Below are 19,717 nucleotides of genomic sequence, written 5' to 3'. Positions count from 1 at the left end.
AGTATTCAAAGCCCAACACAAACACATAAAAAAGGATGTATATATGGTTCTAACACGCTGGGCTAATAAAAAGTTTGTGCTGCAAACAGTTGTTCAGCTTTTAATTCTGATTATCGGTGTTATTTTCTCGTTTTTCCAGCATCTTAAGCATCAACAAGCAATCGACTCTAAAATTGTAACCGCTTTAGACACTCGACTAACAACGTTAACAACGGGAATAAATAACCGAGTTCATCTTTATAAGTACGGGTTATATGGCTTAAAAGGGTTTATACATGGAATAGGTGTTGCCAACTTAAATTATCAAGCCATAACAAACTACTCTAATAGTCGTAACTACGCGCTCGAATTTCCTGGGGCTAATGGTATTGGCTATGTTAAAAGAGTACGCTCTGATCAATTAGTACAGTTTTTAGAAGATGCTAAAAATGACAGGCCTGATAAAAAGTTCAATCTCAAAGAGCTGTCTCGCTATGACGATGAGCGCTTTATTATTCAATATATTTTTCCTGAACAAAACAATTTACAAGCAATTGGGCTTGATATTGGATCTGAGGCTATTCGCCGAAAAGCGGCATTAAATGCTGCAATTAATAATAGCGCTCAACTTTCAGCCCCCATTACCTTGGTACAAGCCGATAAAAAAACACAGCAAGGCTTTTTAATTTTAATCCCTGTGTATAAAAACATTACCGTACCAACAAATAGAGAAAAACGCCTTGAAGCACTAATAGGTTGGACATACTCGCCTTTATTAATCAACAATATTTTAGATTCACTTGCACAAGTAGATGAAAACTACCTTACCATCAGCGATTTATATAACGATACCGAATTTACATTCTTTCAGTACGGTGATGAAAACAATAACTCAGCGTTTAACACCTCAAACACAATCCAAATTATGGGCCGCAGCTGGAAAGTAACACTGCACGGCTCTAATGCATTTATTGAAAGCTTACACTTACCCAACAAATATCAAGCTTTGGTTGATAGCGTATTTTTAACTCTTTTTACAATGATTTTTATCTTCGCTTTGCAGTTGTTTTTATATCGAAAAGCGCAAAAAATACAATTAAAAGTAGATACCGCCAAAAAGCATGAACAAATACTTGAACTCGCAAATTCACAATTAGAAAGTGAAGTAAAATTGCGAACGCTGCAAATTGAAAACATAAGCACTTTGCAGCGCAGTATATTAAATGGCGCAAGTTACTCTATTATTGCCACCGATATAAACGGTTTAATCACTGAATTTAATCCAGCCGCTGAGAAGCTGCTTGGCTACCAAGCAAGTAAAGTGATTGGAATTGAAACGCCCGCTATTTTTCATTTAGCGCACGAAGTTATCGAAAAAGCAGAGCAGCTTACGCAAGAGCTCAATAAACCAATAAAACCAGGATTTGAAGTATTCATAGCCAAAGCAACGCCGACTGTACCAGATACCAACCAGTGGACCTATGTTGATAGTAATAACCAACACACCCAAATAAGTTTAAGTGTCACTTCGCTGTTAAATGACTATGGGAAAATAGTGGGCTATTTAGGTATAGCGTATGATTTAACAGATCAAATAGCTCACGAGCATGCACTCGCTAAATCAAAAGAACTGGCCGAAGAAGCTTCAAAAACTAAGTCAGAATTTTTAGCAAACATGAGCCACGAAATTCGCACCCCGATGAATGGCGTTTTAGGTACTTTGCAGTTATTACAAGAGCAACCCCTTAACGAAAAATCAAAAGAGTTTTTAAATAAAGCCCTTTATTCAACCAGAGCACTTACCACGATTATCAATGACATACTTGATTTTTCTAAGATTGAAGTAGGTAAGTTGTCGCTTGAGAAAAAACCATTTGAACTAGACGAATTAATAAACCACTTAGAGTCAGATTTAAGTGTACCAGCAAACGAAAAGCATATTTACTTGCGCTTTATTTCTAATATTGATCATAAATATTGGGTGGGTGATGCGGTTAGGCTCAGACAAATATTTTTAAATTTAATTTCCAACGCAATCAAATTCACTCATAAAGGTGGCGTAACCGTTGAATTTAAATTAACGAACGATAATAGAGTCTGTAGCGTCATTTCTGACACGGGAATTGGCATTTCACAAGATACTATTGATAGATTATTCGAACGCTTTGAGCAAGCAGAAACGTCAACCACCAGAGAGTATGGTGGTACAGGGCTTGGCCTGCCAATCACTAAATCATTAGTCAACTTAATGAAAGGTGAGATTGAAGTAACGAGTGAATTAGGTGTCGGCAGTCAATTTAGTGTTTATTTGCCACTTAAACAAGCGAGCATAAAACCAACTGACTCAAATACAAAAGGTTTAGACTTTCCTGACTTAACAAATAAAACAATTTTAATCGCAGAAGACAATAAAATTAATCAGCTTGTGGTAACCGCAATGCTAGCGCCTACGAATGCAAAAATTGTTATTGCAAATAATGGCCTTGAGGCAATTTCACTCTATGAATCTTTATCACCTGATATAATTTTTATGGATATTCAGATGCCAAAAATGGATGGTTTTGAAGCATGTAAAAAAATAAAGAAAATAGATAGTAAACAAATTATTATCGCACTAACCGCAAATGTGTTTGCCGAGCAAAAAGAGCTCTATAAACAGTTTTTTGATGGCTATGTTTCAAAGCCAATTGAAAAACAAGAGCTTATTAGATTTTTGCACACCATATAGAGTGGTAAGTACACCTAATACTCGTTCGCTTAATTAAGTGAGTTATTATTAAGTTCAAAACCTTGTTGATAACAAGGAAAAATTTCGTTATTTAGTTATTTTCAGCCATTGTTCCTGTATTACTCTTTCTCCTGCATCCATGTAACAAGAAACCTTTGACGTAGTTAGCGCTGGGTTTAAGTACTCAAATTGAGAAGGTATTATTATTCCCTGTATTGCTCTACTTTGTTACAGGCACAAAAAAGGACGCCATAAAGCGTCCTAATATTGAATAATGGTGGAGGGAGAGGGATTCGAACCCTCGTTAGGGGTAAACCTAAACACACTTTCCAGGCGTGCGCCTTCAGCCACTCAGCCATCCCTCCACAGTATTGCAATTGTGTAATGCAACAGCCCGCTATAGTATGAAATAGATACCCTTGGCGCAAGGCATTTTTAAAGATGAATCTCCAAATGCTTATTTATCAAACAACCACTTACGTTTAAGTATAAAAAAACAGCTAAATTTGAGATTCAACCGTTTTATTACTACTTCTAAAATTACTTAACCTGAACTCTGGTTAAGAGATTTACTAACGTATTGAGTCATGATGATATTTAAATTTATTTTCTCTAGCCAGAGATTTTCAGCGAAAACAAGGCGAATTTACGCGTCAATAGCGAGCCTATTGCAAGTAAATTCAACGCAGTTAGCGCTGAAAATAGCTGCTCGAGATAGATTTATTATCCAGAGTTCAGGTTACTTAACCATACTTGCAGTAAATTCAAGCATGCGGTTAAGCGATTTAAGCGCGCCTTCACGCAAATCCATATCAACAAATACTTCTTTACCTTTAGGGTCAAGGAGCGCTTCCTCAATCGCTTTTAAGCCATTCATTGCCATCCAAGGACAGTGAGCACAACTTTTACAGGACGCGCCCTCACCGGCTGTTGGAGCCGCAAAAAACTCTTTATCTGGGCACAGTTGCTGCATTTTATAAAAAATGCCGCGATCAGTCGCCACAATAAACTTTTTGTTTGGCATTGTTTGCGCTGCTTTTATTAGTTGGCTCGTAGAGCCTACTGCATCGGCAAGTGCGACAATCTCTGCTGGCGACTCTGGATGAACCAATACACCTGCATCTGGATGCAATACTTTAAAATCTTTTAAGGCTTTGGTTTTAAATTCGTCATGTACGATACATGCGCCGTTCCACATAATCATATCTGCACCGGTATTCTTTTGAATATAGCTGCCTAAATGTTTATCTGGTCCCCAAATGATTTTTTCGCCTTGTTCGTCTAAGTGCTCAACAATTTCAAGCGCGCAGGATGACGTTACAATCCAATCGGCACGTGCCTTAACCGCCGTTGAGGTGTTTGCATACACAACCACTTTACGATCAGGGTGTTCATCGCAAAACGCTGAAAACTCATCGATAGGACAACCAATATCCAGCGAACATGTCGCTTCAAGCGTTGGCATTACAACCGTTTTATTGGGGGTTAATATTTTTGCGGTTTCGCCCATAAACTTTACGCCCGCGACGATGATCATATCTGCATCGTGACGTGCGCCAAAACGTGCCATTTCTAACGAGTCTGCAACGCAGCCGCCAGTTTCTTCAGCAAGTGCTTGAATTTCAGGATCGGTATAGTAATGTGCAACAAGTACTGCATTTTTATCGACCAGTAATTGTTTTATACGTGCTTTATATTCGCCTTGCTCATCGTGTGTTAATGGAGCTGGCTTAGGAGGGAAAATATAGCCTTCAGGCATAATAGTTTGAGCTAGACTCATGTTCTCGACCACTTATCTACAGTGCATTAATTACGGCGAATTATACGAGAATATGAACACAAATAACAGCAAACTAGCGAGGCTGTTTATAAAAAATAAAATGGGAATTTAAAAAAGAATATAAAGGAAAGTATTAGAGAGTGGTGGGTCATGATGGATTTGAACCATCGACCAATTGATTAAAAGTCAACTGCTCTACCAACTGAGCTAATGACCCGCTCTAATATAATTTGCTTTGTAAAAAAGCTACGTAAATCCGCCGATTAAAACTATCATAGAATGGTGGGTTATGATGGATTTGAACCATCGACCAATTGATTAAAAGTCAACTGCTCTACCAACTGAGCTAATAACCCGCTCTATGCACTTATTCAATTATGAATGAAGCTTGCGTAAATCCGCCGATTGAAGCCACTCGCTATTCACAAGGAATAAAGAATGGTGGGTCATGATGGATTTGAACCATCGACCAATTGATTAAAAGTCAACTGCTCTACCAACTGAGCTAATGACCCGCTCTGATATTAATTCGCTTTTTAAGCGCTACGTAAATCCGCCGATTAAAACTGCCATAGAATGGTGGGTTATGATGGATTTGAACCATCGACCAATTGATTAAAAGTCAACTGCTCTACCAACTGAGCTAATAACCCGCTCTATGCACTTATTCAGTTAAGAATGAAGCTTACGTAAATCCGTCGATTGAAGCCATTCGCTATTCACAAGAAATAAAGAATGGTGGGTCATGATGGATTTGAACCATCGACCAATTGATTAAAAGTCAACTGCTCTACCAACTGAGCTAATGACCCGCTCATGCACTTATTTAATAATAAATAAGCTTACGTAAATCCGCCGATTGAACCATTCTTACAATAAAGAATGGTGGGTCATGATGGATTTGAACCATCGACCAATTGATTAAAAGTCAACTGCTCTACCAACTGAGCTAATGACCCGCTCTGATATACACTATTTGCAGCAAAGTTTAAATTAAACCATTTATATTTTAATAAATAAAAATGGTGGGTCATGATGGATTTGAACCATCGACCAATTGATTAAAAGTCAACTGCTCTACCAACTGAGCTAATGACCCGCTCTAATTTATACAACTCTAACTACTACGTAAATCCGCCGATAAAAGACCATTTAAAAAATGGTGGGTTATGATGGATTTGAACCATCGACCAATTGATTAAAAGTCAACTGCTCTACCAACTGAGCTAATAACCCGCTCTTTTTGCCGCATTTCGAGTGGGGTAACCATTCGTTTGCTGCGGGCGCTTATAATACTTATTTATAAAATGAGTGCAACCGAAATTGTCTCTTTTTTTAAGTTTTTCTGCCTAGTTGACCAATTTTAGACCGCTTATGACAAAAAGCAGTCTAATCAAGCCGATTCAATTATTTTGATAAGCGATCAGTGGCTAATTTTGCAGCAGTTGTACTTGGATACTGATTAATAAGATCGGTCAGTATTTTTTGCGCATTTTCGGCAAAACCTTGCTCTTGTAAAAGCGTTCCTAACTTTAACATTGCATCAGGGCGTTTATTTGAATTAGGAAATTCGTTTACAACCACTTTAAAATGCTCAATTGCTTTAACTGGCGTATTTTTAATCGTTAACAATTGCCCAAGCCAATAATGTGCATTAGACACATAAACTGAATTTGGATACGTTGTTAAAAAAGTTTGAAACTCGGGAATAGCCTGATCATAGCGCTTATCTTTCATTATTAACGCAACAGCACGCTCGTACGCTTCGTTTTCAGATAAATCAGTGCTGTAGGTCTGCGTATCATTAGCTTGCGTGTAGTCCGTCGCAGGGGCTACAGCCGGCTGTGTGTAAGCTTGGCTTACTCTATTTTCAATTTCTTGATAAAGTTCACGTTGGCGCTGCAGTACTTTTTCAAGCTTATAACTCTGCTCTTCAGTTACGCCTCGTATTTGGCTGACTTCATCTTGTAATAGATTAAGTTGTTGCTGTAACTCAACTTGTAAAAAATTACGTGTCTGCATCAACTTTTCAAGTGACGCTAAACGCTTCTCAACACTCGTTTGTGAACTTGCAGCTTCTGAAACAGGAGCGGGAGCAGCCATTAACTGGGTGCTCCCGCTCAATATCATGGCTGCCAAAATAATTTTCGGCTTCATAATATCTCTTATCTTAGTAAACTAATACCGCACGGCGGTTTTTAGCGAAAGCTGATTCAGTGCGAGATTTAACCATTGGCTTCTCTTCACCGTAGCTTACCACTGACATTTGGCTCGCTGAAACACCTAAACTTTGTAGATATTTTTCAACAGCTTTACCACGGTGCTCACCAAGTGCAATATTATACTCTGGCGTACCGCGCTCATCTGCATGGCCTTCAATGAGTACTTTAACTGATGAGTTTTGAACTAAGAACTCAGCATGTGCACGAAGTAAATCAGCGTATTTACCTTCAACTGTCGCTTTATCAAAGTCAAAGTAAATTACTTGCTCTTGACGAAGTGCTTCGTATTTTTGGCGAAGTTGTTCTTCTGCTTGTTGCTCAGGTGAAATAGTCGCTACTTCAACTGTATCATTATTCGTTGGCTGCTCAACAACAGCTTGATTTGTTTGATTTGCAGCACCGTCATCAATATCTGATGATGAGCTACAAGCTGCTAATGTCATTACTGGCACAGCAATTAGCAGGCCTTTAAGTATTTTATTAAGTTGCATTGAGTTGATTCCTATTTTGAGTAAACCAGTAATATTACTGTAAATATGGCGACCAAGCTGGCGCCTTTACTTGTCCGTCTAGCACAGGTAACAGTGCTTTAAAGCGGCCGTCCATCGATACCAGCGCGAGTACCTGTTTATTATTATGGAGCGTGCTATAAATAATCATCGAGCCATTTGGCGCTATGCTCGGAGATTCATCAAGGCGTGTTCGCGTTAACACTTGAAACGCGCCTGTAGCCAGCTCTTTCTTAGCAAGATGATACTGCCCGTTAGTACGGTTTACCATCACTAATTCTTTTCCGTCAGGTGTTATAGAACCCGCTAGGTTCATATCGCCGTCAAAGGTCAACCTTCGCGACCTACCTGTTTGTAAATTTAACTTATAAATCTGAGCATTACCACCTCTTTCAGAGGTAAATACTATATCTTGGCTATTTGGGTGCCAAGATGGCTCAGTATCGATACTGCGATGACGCGTAAGTCGTGTTTCTTTACGTGTTGCTAGGTCCAACAAATAAATCTCAGTGGCTCCACCGTTGTCTTTTGATAATACCAATAACAACTTTTTACCGTCAGGTGAAAACTGTGGTGCGCCATTAATCCCACGGTAACTAGCAATAACTTCTCGTTTACCCGTGTACAAATCTTGAATATAGATTTGGCTTTGGCGATTTTCAAACGTCACATAAGCTAATTTAGTGCCATCTGGCGACCAAGCTGGCGACATCAGTGGCTCTTTTGAGCGAAGTAATACTTGTTCATTAAAGCCGTCATAGTCAGCAACAACTAGCTGATAAGGCTTAGCATCTGTATCGCGCACAATAACATATGCTATCTTCGTTAAAAAAGCGCCTTTTTCACCGGTTAGCTTTTCGTAAATAACATCACTAATGCGGTGCGAGTAACGACGAAAGCCACTCTCCCCTATTACACTTTCACGCGCTTCTAAAATATGGCTTTGGCTTTTAACTAACTTACCATTGCTCATCATTTGCGTGTTGCCACCGGTTATTTGACCACGTATTACATCAACTAACTCATAACGAACTAGGTATCGCCCATCAGTTTGTTGTTCAACTTCACCAACAAGCACTGCCTCAACGCCTTTATTAACCCATGATGCATAATCAATTTCACTGTCTTTGCTCGGTTGCTGCGGCATTTGCGCAACGTTAACAGGCTTAAATTTACCGCTGCGCATTAAATCGGCAGCAATAACACTATTTAACTCTTGGGGTATAGGGCCAATTCCTCTGTATTTAAACGGTACTATTGCAATAGGCCTTGCACCATCAACCCCTTCTGTAATTACAATTTCAAGCGCTGCATGTGCAATACTCTGAAACCCCAATAATAAAACTAAACAGGCTATTTTTACTTTGTTGAACATATCATCCCTTTAAAACTCTGGCTTGATTGTTAAATTAATATTCTTGAGTTTATCGAATACATCTTTATCTTTAGAAACAGGTAGCGTGTCTGCCATTCGCACTGCTCTCAACGTCGCTTCGCACACTAATTTATCGCCGCCTAACGATTTAACTTGTGTAACTAAACCATTAAAGCCTAAGCGAATGTTAACTCTACACTGTTGATTTTTCATTTTTTCATCAATCAGTAAGTTTTGTTGGATACGCGCCATAATTAAAGCACGGTATTTATCTACTTCACCGACGACTTGTTGCTGGCGTATTTTATTACGCGCTGCCTGCTCTTTAGCAAGTTGCTCTTGTAATATCTGCTCTTGCAACGCTTGCTGACGTTTACGTTCGGCCTCGGCTGCACGCTCTTTAGCTTCTAGCTCGCGTTTTTCACGCTCTGCTTCTGCTTTTTTTAGTGCATCTTCTTCGGTTTTACGTCTTTGGGCTGCCGCTTTTGCAGCGTTTTCAGCTTCTTCCTTTTGTTTTTCGGCTTGCTTTGCTTTAGCGCGTTCCTTTTGCTCAATAGCACGTGCTTTTTTTGCTTGGGCTTGCGCTTCTGCGGTTTCTTTCTCTTTTGCTTTGCGCTCTTGCTCTAGCTTTTTAATGCTACGGGCTTCAGATTCGCGCTGCTTACGCGCGTTTGCTGCTCTGCGTTCTAAATCGCGAATGCGTTTATCTTCGGCCTGTTTTTTATCTTTTTCTTTTTTCTGCAGCTCGGCTATCTTTTGCTCAACCATTTTCTGATCGACGGTCACAGCCGATACCGCTTTATCTGCAGTTGGAATAGCCGAATTAAGCGTTACCTCCATAACTTTAGGTGCTGATGGATGAATGTTTGCAGATGCATACAAAAAACCACCAATACCTAAATGAAGTACTACCGACTTTATTAATGAACTATTCATACGGCTACTTTGTCCCCTCGAAGGATTCGGTCATTAACCCTACTGATGGTACGCCTGCATTTTTCAAAAAATCCATTAGCAACAACACTTCTTGATACGACACCTTGCCCGAACCTTTTATCATTACTGGTACGTCAGGGTTTTTCATTAGTTGTAACTTTATAACTGCGGCTACATCGAGTGCTTCCATAGGCTCTTCTGGATCTGTACCTACACTTACATAGTATTTACCTTGCGCATCAATAGAGGCAATTATGGGTGGGGTATCTTTAGTATCAACTAAATCGGACTCTTCCATTTTTGGTAAATCGACTTTTACACCATGTGTAATAAGCGGTGCTGTAGCCATAAATATAATAAGTAGTACCAACATTACATCAATGTAAGGTACTACATTAATTTCTGCGACCGGACGGCGCTTTTTACGCTGATACATTCGCTTGGGCCTCTATTTGAGTAGCTGCTTGACGATGCAAGATATTCGCAAATTCTTCCATAAAGTTAATATAATGCGATTCCAGTTTTTCGATTTTATTGGAAAAACGGTTATAGGCGATAACAGCTGGGATCGCGGCAAATAAGCCCATCGCTGTTGCAATAAGTGCTTCTGCAATACCTGGCGCGACCATTTGTAAGGTTGCTTGTTTAACTTCACCTAGCGCAATAAAGGCATTCATAATACCCCACACGGTGCCAAATAAGCCTATATACGGGCTAATTGAACCAACTGTTGCTAAAAATGAAAGACTTGACTCAGTTTTTTCTATTTCACGAGAAAGCGCAACACGCATTGAGCGGTGTGTGCCTTCCATAACAATGCCCGCACTTTGAAAAGTATTCTTTTTATGACGCGCAAACTCTTTAAAACCGGCGGTAAACAACGCTTCAATACCTTGAGATTGACCACTGCGTGACGATATTTCGTTGTATAACTTACTTAAATCAATACCTGACCAAAATTTTTGCTCAAACTTTTTAGTATTTGCCAAAGCATCCGATATTGCTTTTTTACGTTGAAAAATAATTGCCCAAGACATGACAGACATAGCAACGAGCCCTAACATGACTAGTTGAACAAGCAAACTGGCTTCTAAAATTAGATCTAAAAAATTAAGCCCTGATCCCACGTTAAACTCCTAAATAGTATCAAAATAAGAAAATTCTATAAATATGACTGCCTGTGCAGTCAAAAGTTGCAACTAGTGTATATAGTCCATTTCATACTGACAATCATATTGCTATGAATAACCAACAAAAAACGTTAAAAATAACCTTCGTATATGATTTATCCAACCCAAGTCAATAAACACACCATTTACAATTTAATATATTGCATTAAAGATGATTAAATATATCAACAAACTTCATAAATTAGAGCATTTATTCAAAATACGTGCATAAACACTCAAAAGCATCTTTAAATTACCTTTACGTAATAGTAAAACTAATACTACAAAAAACAATAAAAACATCTACAAAGCTTATTTTTCATAAACTTACAAACCCAATGACCAATTAACAAACAATGACTAAGCAGCAAAAAATACACTCGGATTATTTTTTCTAATGTGAAAATGTAAATTTTCTAGTTTGAACTTATAGTCGATATTGCGTACTATTACTGCATACCGAGCTGGTGCACTAAGTGATATTGTTTCATTACGCAAAGTTCTTAGTAATATGATTTTATCGTATTACATTGTTTTATTTTTTTGGATAAAACCTTAATTTATAAAACGTAGTTCCCAAAGATTACTTCCTTCAACTTGTTGTTTGCCCGCATTTTTTGCGGGCTTTTTTTTGCCTATCATTTACCGCGTTACCTGATACATTCGTAAACTAATACCAATTGCATTAAATTAGTGATCTATTCTAGAAACAAAAAATAGTTCAATAGCAAGGCTAAAATTATGATACATAGTTGTTCTATCTAGATAATTTTTAACGTACTTAGTGAGTTATCTAAACGCCACGCAGCATACCTTCGCAAATCTTAACGTCCTGTGAATTATCAGTTGACTATTAACGCATCGGTATTTTGAAAGAGAGGGATAATAAAGCAATGACTTGCTGCACAATAAAGCACAGCAAGCTATATAGAGTTAGTCTTTTTTAGGAAGTAAACCAAAGTGATGGTATGCACTGTCAGACACTATGCGCCCACGCGGAGTACGCTGAATAAACCCTTGTTGGATTAAAAATGGCTCTATTACATCTTCTATTGTTTCGCGCTCTTCACCAATAGCAGCCGCTACATTGTCAAGCCCTACAGGGCCGCCCATAAATTTTTCGATTATGGCGAGTAAATATTTACGGTCCATATAATCAAAGCCACTTTTATCTACATCAATCATATCAAGCGCTTGCTTTGCTACTTCGGCGTTTACTGTGCCATCAGATTTTACTTGTGTGTAATCGCGTACGCGCCGTAGTAAGCGGTTTGCAATACGTGGTGTGCCACGCGATCGCTGAGCAATTTCAGTTGCGCCATCATCACACATTTCTAAATCAAGATAATGTGCTGAGCGCCCTACTATGTGCGATAAATCTTCTACTGAGTAAAACTCTAGTCGCTGTACAATACCAAAACGGTCACGCAGTGGCGATGTGAGCGAGCCTGCTCGCGTAGTGGCACCAATAAGTGTAAATGCAGGTAAGTCTAATTTAATAGAGCGCGCAGCAGGGCCTTCACCAATCATTATATCAAGCTGGTAGTCTTCCATTGCGGGATAAAGTATTTCTTCAACTTGCGGGCTGAGCCTGTGTATTTCATCAATAAACAGTACATCGCCTTCTTCTAAATTAGTGAGCAGCGCAGCTAAATCGCCTGCTTTTTCAAGTACTGGGCCGGATGTTGTTTTAATGCTTACGTGTAATTCGTTGGCGACAATGTTTGCAAGCGTGGTTTTACCCAAGCCCGGTGGGCCAAATATCAATAAATGATCGAGCGCTTCACCACGGGTGCGAGCAGCTTCAATAAAAATTTCCATTTGCTGCTTAACATGAGGCTGACCTCTGTAGTCGGCTAAAAGTTTTGGCCTTATTGCACGATCTATAGAATCTTCATTTGTTTTTTCAGTCGCGTCAATTAAGCGATCCGCTTCAATCATGGGTTACTCACAACATAGATTTTAAAGATTCTCTAATAAGAACCTCTGTAGACATATCGGGTTTACTTATCGATTTTACGGCTTTTTGAGCTTGTGGCAATTTATAACCTAACGCAAGCAGTGCCGATACGGCATCATCGGCGGCATTATTAGCAATTGTCGCATCGCTCATTGGTTCTATTACTGCGCTGTCGCTAAATGGCGTAAATAAATCATTACCCCAATCTTTTAGCCTGTCTTTCATTTCGAGTACTAAACGCTCGGCCGTTTTTTTACCTACACCGGGTAATTTAACAAGCGATGTTGAGTCTTCGTTATTTACACAGCTTACAAATTGCTTTGCCGACATGCCCGATAAAATAGCTAAACCAAGTTTTGGCCCTACCCCATTCGCTTTTAAGAGTTCTCTAAACAAGGCACGCTCAACTTTATTATTAAAACCAAATAACAGTTGAGCATCTTCACGTACTACAAAGTGCGTATAAACAATCGCGTTTTCACCAATTTTTGGTAAATCGTAAAAACAGGTCATTGGCATTTGTACTTCGTAACCGACACCACTTACTTCAAGTAATATTTCTGGTGGCTGTTTTTCGACTAAAATACCATTTAAGCGGCCTATCATAGTTATTTCCTTAAACGTCCTCTAACAGTTTTGCTTGCGCTACCCGCTAGTTTAATTAAATTTTGTTCTGAGTGGGCGTGGCAAATCGCAATAGCGAGTGCATCAGCTGCATCGGCCTGTGGCGTACCGGGTAGTTTTAAAATGTTTTTTACCATGTGTTGCACTTGTGTTTTATCAGCGCCACCGTTACCGACTACCGCTTGCTTAATTTGCCTAGCTGAATATTCAAATACAGGTAAATCCGCCATTGCAGCCCCCACAATCGCGGCGCCTCTAGCTTGGCCTAGTTTTAAAGCTGAATCGGGGTTGTGCGCCATAAATACTTTTTCAATGGCAAAGGTTTCTGGCGAAAACTGTTCAATAAGCTGTGTTATGCCTTGGTAGATCATTTTAAGCCTAACCGGAAAAGGATGATCGGCTAACTTAATACAGCCACTCCCTAAGTATGTAAATTTAGAGCCTTGGTGGGCAACAACGCCATACCCAGTCAAACGTGAACCAGGATCGATCCCTAAAATAATGGCCAAACAGCGCTCCATTGTTATTATTTTTAAATTACGCTAATAATGCCAGAGCACTGTATAAATTACCAGTACAAAGAAAACAAAAATGCCCACGTGTTAGGTGGGCATTTGAAAGAGCATGTTAGTTTAAGTTTACCCTAGGGCGCGCACTAGTCCTTGGGTGTTTTGTTTGAGTGTTCGGGCAATCATTAAATAGCCTAAACCCGCTACAAATACGCCGCCAGCTACCGGCCCAATAATCCATATATGCGGATGTAACTTACCTGCTAAATCGAACATTTGTTGCTGTACAATTAAAAGCGCTATGTCGCTAAAAAATGCCGCAACTAAACCGGCTAAACCGCCTAGTAATAAAAACTCATACAAGGTCGCGTTTTTAATTAACCGGCTTTTAGCGCCAAGTGTTCTGAGTATTACAATTTCTTGCATACGCTCACCTAAACTAGCTTGAACTTGCGATATAAGTACAAGCGCGCCGCACAGCACTACAATTGCAAGTACAAAACCAATGGCGAGTGATACTTGCGAAATAGTTGTTTGTATTTGCTTAACAAAGTTATCAATATCAATCGCTGTAATAGTAGGATAAGTACGCAATAACTGGCTAAAATCACGTTTTTGATCTGGGTTTATACGCACCGACGAAATATACGTTGCTGGAAAATCTGCAAGTACATCGGGGCTTAAAATAATAAAAAAGTTGGGTTTAAGCGTGGCCCAATTAACTTTGCGCACACTGGTGATTTTAGCATCGAACGACTGCGCACCAATTAAAAATGTAAGCGTATCGCCTATCTCAACATCTAAACGCTCAAGCATCGACTCCTCTACTGAAGCTTCAGCCATCGCATTCTCGCCAAACCACGTGCCTTGTGTTACTTCGTTTTGGTCTGGTACATTTTTAAGCCATGTGAGGTTTAGCTCGCGGCCAATACCAGCACGTGCTTCTTCGTCTTTTTTCTCGTTGTCTTGCAGCGATACAGAACGCGCTACCAACTCGCCGTTTACCGCATTTACGCGCCCACGAATAGTAGGATAAAACTCTGAGACCTGAATGTCTTTTTGTGCTAAATACTCATTAATTGGCCTAAGCTCATTTTGCGTAATATTAACTAAAAATGCATTAGGGGCATCGGCAGGGAGTTGCGATTGCCAATCAGCTATCATATCGTTTTTAAGTACCACTAAAAACAGCAGTAATTTAATCGCTAACGAAAAACTAATTAACTGTACCGCGTTCACATTTGCACGCTTTTGAATAGACGCAATTGCAAGCGACCAACTGTTACCTGGCTTTAATCCTAATTTTCGACCACCACCAAATATTAATTTAGATACTAAAAACAGCACACCAATTAGCGCAAGTGTGGAGATAAACAAAATAAGCGTTATTTTCATGTTGTTACTAAATAACCACATCAATAAAAACACGGTTAGCGCACTCATGCCTAAATGCACACGACTCACTGCTAACTTGTCGCCTAAGTTACGACGCAGCACTCTGAGCGGTGGAATATCGAATAAATCAAATAACGGTTTGATAGAAAACATAACGGCACAAATTACGCCAGTACTTATAGCCACCAGCCAAGGTTTAAAGCCACCTAAGGGTAACTCTGTGCCCATACTTTTTGATAAGTAACTTGTTGCTATTTCTTGCAAGCCATAACCAATTAACAACCCAATACTTACCGACATTGCACACACAAGCAATAAATGAAGCATGTATATTTTGCGGATCATTGAGCGGCTACCGCCTAGCGTTTTCATCATTGCTACTGGGTCGTATTGGCGTTCACAATAACGCTTTGCTGAAACGGCTATAGCCACAGCAGCCAAAATAATGCCCAATAAGCCGGCAAGTAATAAAAAGCTCTCTGCCCGATTTAAACTGTTTGAAATGGGTGATTGGCGGTCTTTAACGCCATACCATTGTTGGTTTTCTTTCATTTGTGGTTTAAGCCACTCGTAAAAGCTATTTATGTCGGCCTCACTACCTGCATAAAGTTGGCGGTAATAAACACGACTACCCGGCTGCACAACTTCGGTTTTTGCCACATCGTCAATATTAATAAGCACACGACGGCTGCTCGAAAATACATTAAATGGCGCATCGGGCTCTTCTACAATAACTTTTGAAACATTAAATAATGCCGCGCCAAGTTCTACTTGCGCGCCTATATCAATATTTAAACTGTAAAATACCGACTCACTTAGCCACACATTACCTGGCGTTGGCCCGCTATTAGCAACTTTAGTTTCGCCGGTTAGAGTATCTTTAACTTTTAACTGCCCTTTTAGCGGGTACGTATTAGATGCCGCTTTTACTGAGCTAAACTGCATTTCATCATCGGCAAACAACATAGTGTCGAAATACACCATTTGCGCTGTTTTTAAATTTTGGCTTTGTGCTTGAGTAATAAAAGCGGTGTCGAGAACATGATCGCTTGCAAGTACACGGTCTGCTGCAATAAAAGCACTGCTTTTTTGCGCAATACTTTGCCCTATTCGCTCAGTAACCATAGACAGTGTAAGCACAGTTAAAACAGCAAGGGCAATAGCCGCGCTTATGACCGTGAGCTCACCACGGCGAAATTCTCGCGAAAATAATTTAAGCGCTAACTTAACCCACATTAGCAACGTCCTCTACTTGGCTTTTTACCAGTAAACCCGCTTCTATTTGAATAATGTGCTCACATTTTTGTGCAAGCCCTTCATCGTGAGTCACCAAAATAAGCGTGGTGCCGTGTTGCGTATTTAAATCAAATAATAAGGATTCAATCATTTTACCGTTTTTGCTGTCTAAGTTAGCCGAAGGCTCATCAGCAAACAATATTTTAGGTGTACCAATAAATGCTCGCGCAATAGCAACACGTTGTTGCTCACCGCCAGAGAGCTGCGACGGGTAATGATCAATACGATGGCTCAAGCCTACTTTTTCAAGTAATGCAATTGCTTGCTCTTTTGCATCACTTTCACCAGCAAGCTCTGCTGGTAGCATCACGTTTTCAAGTGCCGTTAAGCTTTGTACTAACATAAACGATTGAAACACAAATCCAATTTTAGCCGCGCGCAGTGCAGCACGTTCTTCTTCATCTAAATTGTGCAATGGCTCGCCGTCTAAAAACACCTCTCCGCTGCTGGCAATATCCAGCCCTGCTAATAAACTGAGTAACGTAGATTTACCAGAGCCCGACGTACCAACAATAGCAACAGACTCACCATGCTTGACATTAAAGCTGATGTCGCTGAGGATGGGCAGCTCACCTTCAAAGGTAGAGACTATTTTAGATAAACCATTAACCTGAATTATATTTAATTGAGAAAGCGCTGACATATGACTCATTCAATCCTACGTTTAGTATTCATTTTATTTTTAGTTATCAAACCGCTGAGCGCAGCAGCCGACAACACGATTTTAATACTCGGTGACAGTTTAAGCGCAGCCTATGGACTTCAACAAGAGCAAGGCTGGGTAAAATTGTTACAAGATAAATACGATGACGAACAAGCCGACATTGAACTTATCAACGCCAGTATTAGTGGCGAAACATCCGGTGGAGCCCTACGTCGTTTAGATGCATTGCTTGAGCAATACGAACCTACTCATGTACTTATTGAGCTAGGTGCCAATGACGGTTTACGTGGTTTTCCAGTTAAAAAAATGCAAACCAACTTAACGGCTCTTATTCAAAAAAGCCAAGCTGCTAATGCGATGACCGCCTTAATGGAGATTTACATTCCCCCTAATTATGGCCCGCGTTATAGTAAAATGTTTACTGACACTTTCTCGCGCGTTAGCGAAGAAACAAATGCGCATTTAATGAACTTTTTTATGCTAAACATTGCAGGCCAACCTGAGCTTATGCAAAACGATAATTTACACCCTAACAAAAAAGCTCAGCTATTAATACGCGATGAGATGTATGACTCGATCAAAAAGTGGTTAAATAAGGATTAATGAATTAATACATCGCAAGGGTGCTATTTTTAGCGTTCTTGCGCAATAAACATCCAAACAAACAATCGCTTATTGATTTTTAAAAAAATACACGTACTATTGAATACAAATCGGTATGTGGCGCAGCTTGGTAGCGCACTGTCATGGGGTGGCAGGGGTCGAGAGTTCGAATCTCTCCATACCGACCATTTAATTTATTTAAATATTAAGTACTTATAATTTAAATAAAATACATACTGCTACACGTACACTAAATATTATTAATACATGTAGCATATATGTAGCTTCACTACTTACAGCTAATTCAGCTCGTTCATATGTAGTTATTAGATAACTTTAATATGTAACATCATGTCCTATCTTATTTCCTAATACCCTGATGTGCAGCATAATTAACATATTTCTAGTAGATGTTTATATTTAGCAACAGCTTGTCGAGTCATTCCTATTTCGTTGGCTATAAGTACCTGTGAAGGCTTTTTCCCTTCACTTTGTATCTTCGTTATTGCTCTAGTAATTTTTTCCTCTGTGTTTGTTCTACGTGCTTTGTGTGTAAACTTAGCCCCCTGCTGTTGAGCAAGTTTTTTAGTTACGATCTTAATTTGCAGTAAAAATAGTCCGGCTCTCCCACGGTTATTTGACGAGCTATATTTGAACCAAGTGAAATTAGCCACACTCTTAACAATCCCTTTCAATTCGGAGTGGTTTAATGGGTGGGTTTTAGGAAGGTCTGACGAACTGAACTCATTACAAGACTGAGCAATATTAAATAAATGACTTTCCCATTGTTCATATGTCCAATTCTCTTTCGCATAATTAATACGTTCGTATGCTATGAATCTAAGCTCATGAAATACCATACAGTTTCGCGACTCAGCGACTAAAGACCAATCAAAGTCATATCGGCGTTTTTTTGTCACCTTTGTTAAATAATTATTTAATTCATTTAGACTGTATTCATGTGCATGAAGGAAAGATGTATTCCAACTCGAATTTAAAGGGTTTTTACTCAAAGGGCCGTAATAGGATGCATCAGCGCCTAATTGCAATGTCATCCCCTTTCTTACATCATCTAAAAATCTGACTGGTTTTTCACGCGATGCATTTGATGAAGGTACAAATTGAACTGCATAAAATAGATGCGCGCCACCAACTACTTTAGAGCTATCAGCTCGGTCTAAGCCACTTACAATTATATTTGGAGGCGGTAATAACTTATCTTCCCAGCTAAAAGTGTTTTCATCATCAATGTCAAAAACCAACCAGAACACGATGTTTTTAGGGTTTATCTGAATATATTTATGAGTTTTTAACGCTAAATCACCATACCGATAACGTGCTTCATGTTTTATATCTGCACTAAGTGTTCTAGGTGGTGTGGTTTGAAATAATCGTTGTGTTAAAAGCAACTGAGCACACTTATTCTCAACCATTAATGGCTGTACTGCTGAATTCATAATAAAAATACCTATGTCAAAAGTAATCAACACGGCAGGCAAGAAGTTTAATTTTTTATGCCTGCCATATTAGCAAGCTATGTGCGGTCACCATATTTTCGAAGCCAAGTATCTAAAGTCGACTTTTCAAATAGTAATTTGTTACCTAACTTAATACTTTCAGGCGAAAGTTTTTTAGCTAACTGGTGATCCCCCGCTTTTAAAGCGGCTTTACTTTTATTACGAATATTATAAATATGTTGAGTAGAACAGCTTAAATAAGCAGCTGCTTGTTGAGCGGTAATATATCCAGGCATAACAATCTCCAATACGTTAAAGAAGCGAAGAAATGCGCCACATAGATATGGCTTAATTGCATACACAAAAGTGTATGTACCTCGTTACGTATTGAAGGCAGCCCGTAAGCGCCTGTTTTTTCACTGTGAAAGTGATAAATAGAATGTTCTGAACTTAATTAAAAAGGGAAATTTCTTCGCGTTATAAATAAGCATATAACATATGCTTATTTATA

The 19,717-nt window shown here is 39.3% G+C and carries 16 protein-coding genes and 10 tRNA genes; 3 read left to right on the top strand and 23 right to left on the bottom strand.

What is annotated here, in order from left to right:
- The first annotated feature begins 43 nt into the window (after positions 1–43).
- The gene (locus PALI_RS01165; RefSeq protein ID WP_193154528.1) at positions 44–2,707 is read left to right on the top strand and encodes a CHASE domain-containing protein; all 2,664 of its coding nucleotides are present in this window, start codon (positions 44–46) and stop codon (positions 2,705–2,707) included.
- Positions 2,708–2,982: 275 nt separating this feature from the next.
- Here the strand turns inward: PALI_RS01165 and PALI_RS01160 are convergent.
- The 21 genes from PALI_RS01160 to PALI_RS01060 form a co-directional block, all read right to left on the bottom strand.
- A tRNA-Ser gene (locus PALI_RS01160) sits at positions 2,983–3,072 on the bottom strand.
- Positions 3,073–3,446: 374 nt separating this feature from the next.
- The gene (gene nadA, locus PALI_RS01155) at positions 3,447–4,487 is read right to left on the bottom strand and encodes a quinolinate synthase NadA (RefSeq protein WP_193154526.1); all 1,041 of its coding nucleotides are present in this window, start codon (positions 4,485–4,487) and stop codon (positions 3,447–3,449) included.
- Between the two features lie 141 nt (positions 4,488–4,628).
- A tRNA-Lys gene (locus PALI_RS01150) sits at positions 4,629–4,704 on the bottom strand.
- 63 nt (positions 4,705–4,767) lie between these two features.
- Positions 4,768–4,843: transfer RNA gene (locus PALI_RS01145), tRNA-Lys, on the bottom strand.
- A gap of 83 nt (positions 4,844–4,926) precedes the next feature.
- Positions 4,927–5,002, bottom strand: a tRNA-Lys gene (locus PALI_RS01140).
- A gap of 62 nt (positions 5,003–5,064) precedes the next feature.
- Positions 5,065–5,140 (bottom strand) — tRNA-Lys (locus tag PALI_RS01135).
- Between the two features lie 83 nt (positions 5,141–5,223).
- A tRNA-Lys gene (locus PALI_RS01130) sits at positions 5,224–5,299 on the bottom strand.
- 71 nt (positions 5,300–5,370) lie between these two features.
- Positions 5,371–5,446 (bottom strand) — tRNA-Lys (locus tag PALI_RS01125).
- Between the two features lie 64 nt (positions 5,447–5,510).
- Positions 5,511–5,586, bottom strand: a tRNA-Lys gene (locus PALI_RS01120).
- Positions 5,587–5,647: 61 nt separating this feature from the next.
- A tRNA-Lys gene (locus PALI_RS01115) sits at positions 5,648–5,723 on the bottom strand.
- A gap of 171 nt (positions 5,724–5,894) precedes the next feature.
- Complete coding sequence (gene ybgF / locus PALI_RS01110) at positions 5,895–6,644, bottom strand: tol-pal system protein YbgF (protein ID WP_193154524.1); 750 nt, start codon at positions 6,642–6,644, stop codon at positions 5,895–5,897.
- Positions 6,645–6,657: 13 nt separating this feature from the next.
- Positions 6,658–7,200, bottom strand: coding sequence for a peptidoglycan-associated lipoprotein Pal (gene pal, locus PALI_RS01105; protein WP_077537593.1), 543 nt, complete (start codon positions 7,198–7,200; stop codon positions 6,658–6,660).
- A gap of 34 nt (positions 7,201–7,234) precedes the next feature.
- On the bottom strand, positions 7,235–8,593 hold the full coding sequence (tolB, locus tag PALI_RS01100) for a Tol-Pal system beta propeller repeat protein TolB (RefSeq protein WP_138584482.1): 1,359 nt from the start codon (positions 8,591–8,593) through the stop codon (positions 7,235–7,237).
- A gap of 9 nt (positions 8,594–8,602) precedes the next feature.
- Positions 8,603–9,529 (bottom strand): cell envelope integrity protein TolA, encoded by a 927-nt coding sequence (gene tolA, locus PALI_RS01095; RefSeq protein WP_138584481.1) that lies wholly within the window; start codon positions 9,527–9,529, stop codon positions 8,603–8,605.
- 4 nt (positions 9,530–9,533) lie between these two features.
- Positions 9,534–9,965 (bottom strand): protein TolR, encoded by a 432-nt coding sequence (tolR, locus tag PALI_RS01090; RefSeq protein WP_077537590.1) that lies wholly within the window; start codon positions 9,963–9,965, stop codon positions 9,534–9,536.
- Positions 9,952–10,656: a protein TolQ gene (gene tolQ, locus PALI_RS01085; RefSeq protein WP_077537589.1), complete on the bottom strand. Its 705-nt coding sequence runs from the start codon at positions 10,654–10,656 to the stop codon at positions 9,952–9,954. Before tolQ ends, tolR begins: the two co-directional genes overlap by 14 nt.
- A 975-nt stretch (positions 10,657–11,631) precedes the next feature.
- Positions 11,632–12,639: a Holliday junction branch migration DNA helicase RuvB gene (ruvB, locus tag PALI_RS01080; protein WP_138585712.1), complete on the bottom strand. Its 1,008-nt coding sequence runs from the start codon at positions 12,637–12,639 to the stop codon at positions 11,632–11,634.
- Positions 12,640–12,646: 7 nt separating this feature from the next.
- Positions 12,647–13,264: a Holliday junction branch migration protein RuvA gene (ruvA, locus tag PALI_RS01075; protein WP_002960647.1), complete on the bottom strand. Its 618-nt coding sequence runs from the start codon at positions 13,262–13,264 to the stop codon at positions 12,647–12,649.
- A gap of 2 nt (positions 13,265–13,266) precedes the next feature.
- Positions 13,267–13,791: a crossover junction endodeoxyribonuclease RuvC gene (ruvC, locus tag PALI_RS01070; protein ID WP_002960649.1), complete on the bottom strand. Its 525-nt coding sequence runs from the start codon at positions 13,789–13,791 to the stop codon at positions 13,267–13,269.
- Positions 13,792–13,920: 129 nt separating this feature from the next.
- Positions 13,921–16,422: an ABC transporter permease gene (locus PALI_RS01065; RefSeq protein ID WP_193154522.1), complete on the bottom strand. Its 2,502-nt coding sequence runs from the start codon at positions 16,420–16,422 to the stop codon at positions 13,921–13,923.
- Positions 16,412–17,125, bottom strand: a complete 714-nt coding sequence (locus tag PALI_RS01060; protein ID WP_138585725.1) for an ABC transporter ATP-binding protein — start codon at positions 17,123–17,125, stop codon at positions 16,412–16,414. The genes PALI_RS01065 and PALI_RS01060 overlap by 11 nt, the downstream gene beginning before the upstream one ends.
- Between PALI_RS01060 and PALI_RS01055 the strand changes: the two genes are divergently transcribed.
- Both PALI_RS01055 and PALI_RS01050 read left to right on the top strand, forming a co-directional pair.
- A complete protein-coding gene (locus PALI_RS01055) occupies positions 17,126–17,749 on the top strand; it encodes an arylesterase (protein WP_193154520.1) in 624 nt (207 codons plus the stop codon).
- A gap of 111 nt (positions 17,750–17,860) precedes the next feature.
- Positions 17,861–17,937 (top strand) — tRNA-Pro (locus PALI_RS01050).
- Between the two features lie 204 nt (positions 17,938–18,141).
- Here PALI_RS01050 and PALI_RS01045 read toward each other — a convergent pair.
- Both PALI_RS01045 and PALI_RS01040 read right to left on the bottom strand, forming a co-directional pair.
- The gene (locus tag PALI_RS01045) at positions 18,142–19,206 is read right to left on the bottom strand and encodes a replication initiation protein (protein WP_193154518.1); all 1,065 of its coding nucleotides are present in this window, start codon (positions 19,204–19,206) and stop codon (positions 18,142–18,144) included.
- 77 nt (positions 19,207–19,283) lie between these two features.
- A complete protein-coding gene (locus tag PALI_RS01040; RefSeq protein WP_182725279.1) occupies positions 19,284–19,502 on the bottom strand; it encodes a helix-turn-helix domain-containing protein in 219 nt (72 codons plus the stop codon).
- Positions 19,503–19,717: the final 215 nt, after the last annotated feature.

Source organism: Pseudoalteromonas aliena SW19 (genome assembly GCF_014905615.1).
Lineage (GTDB): Bacteria > Pseudomonadota > Gammaproteobacteria > Enterobacterales > Alteromonadaceae > Pseudoalteromonas > Pseudoalteromonas aliena.
Note: the sequence above shows the minus strand (reverse complement) of the source record. Positions and strands in the feature narration are given on the sequence as shown.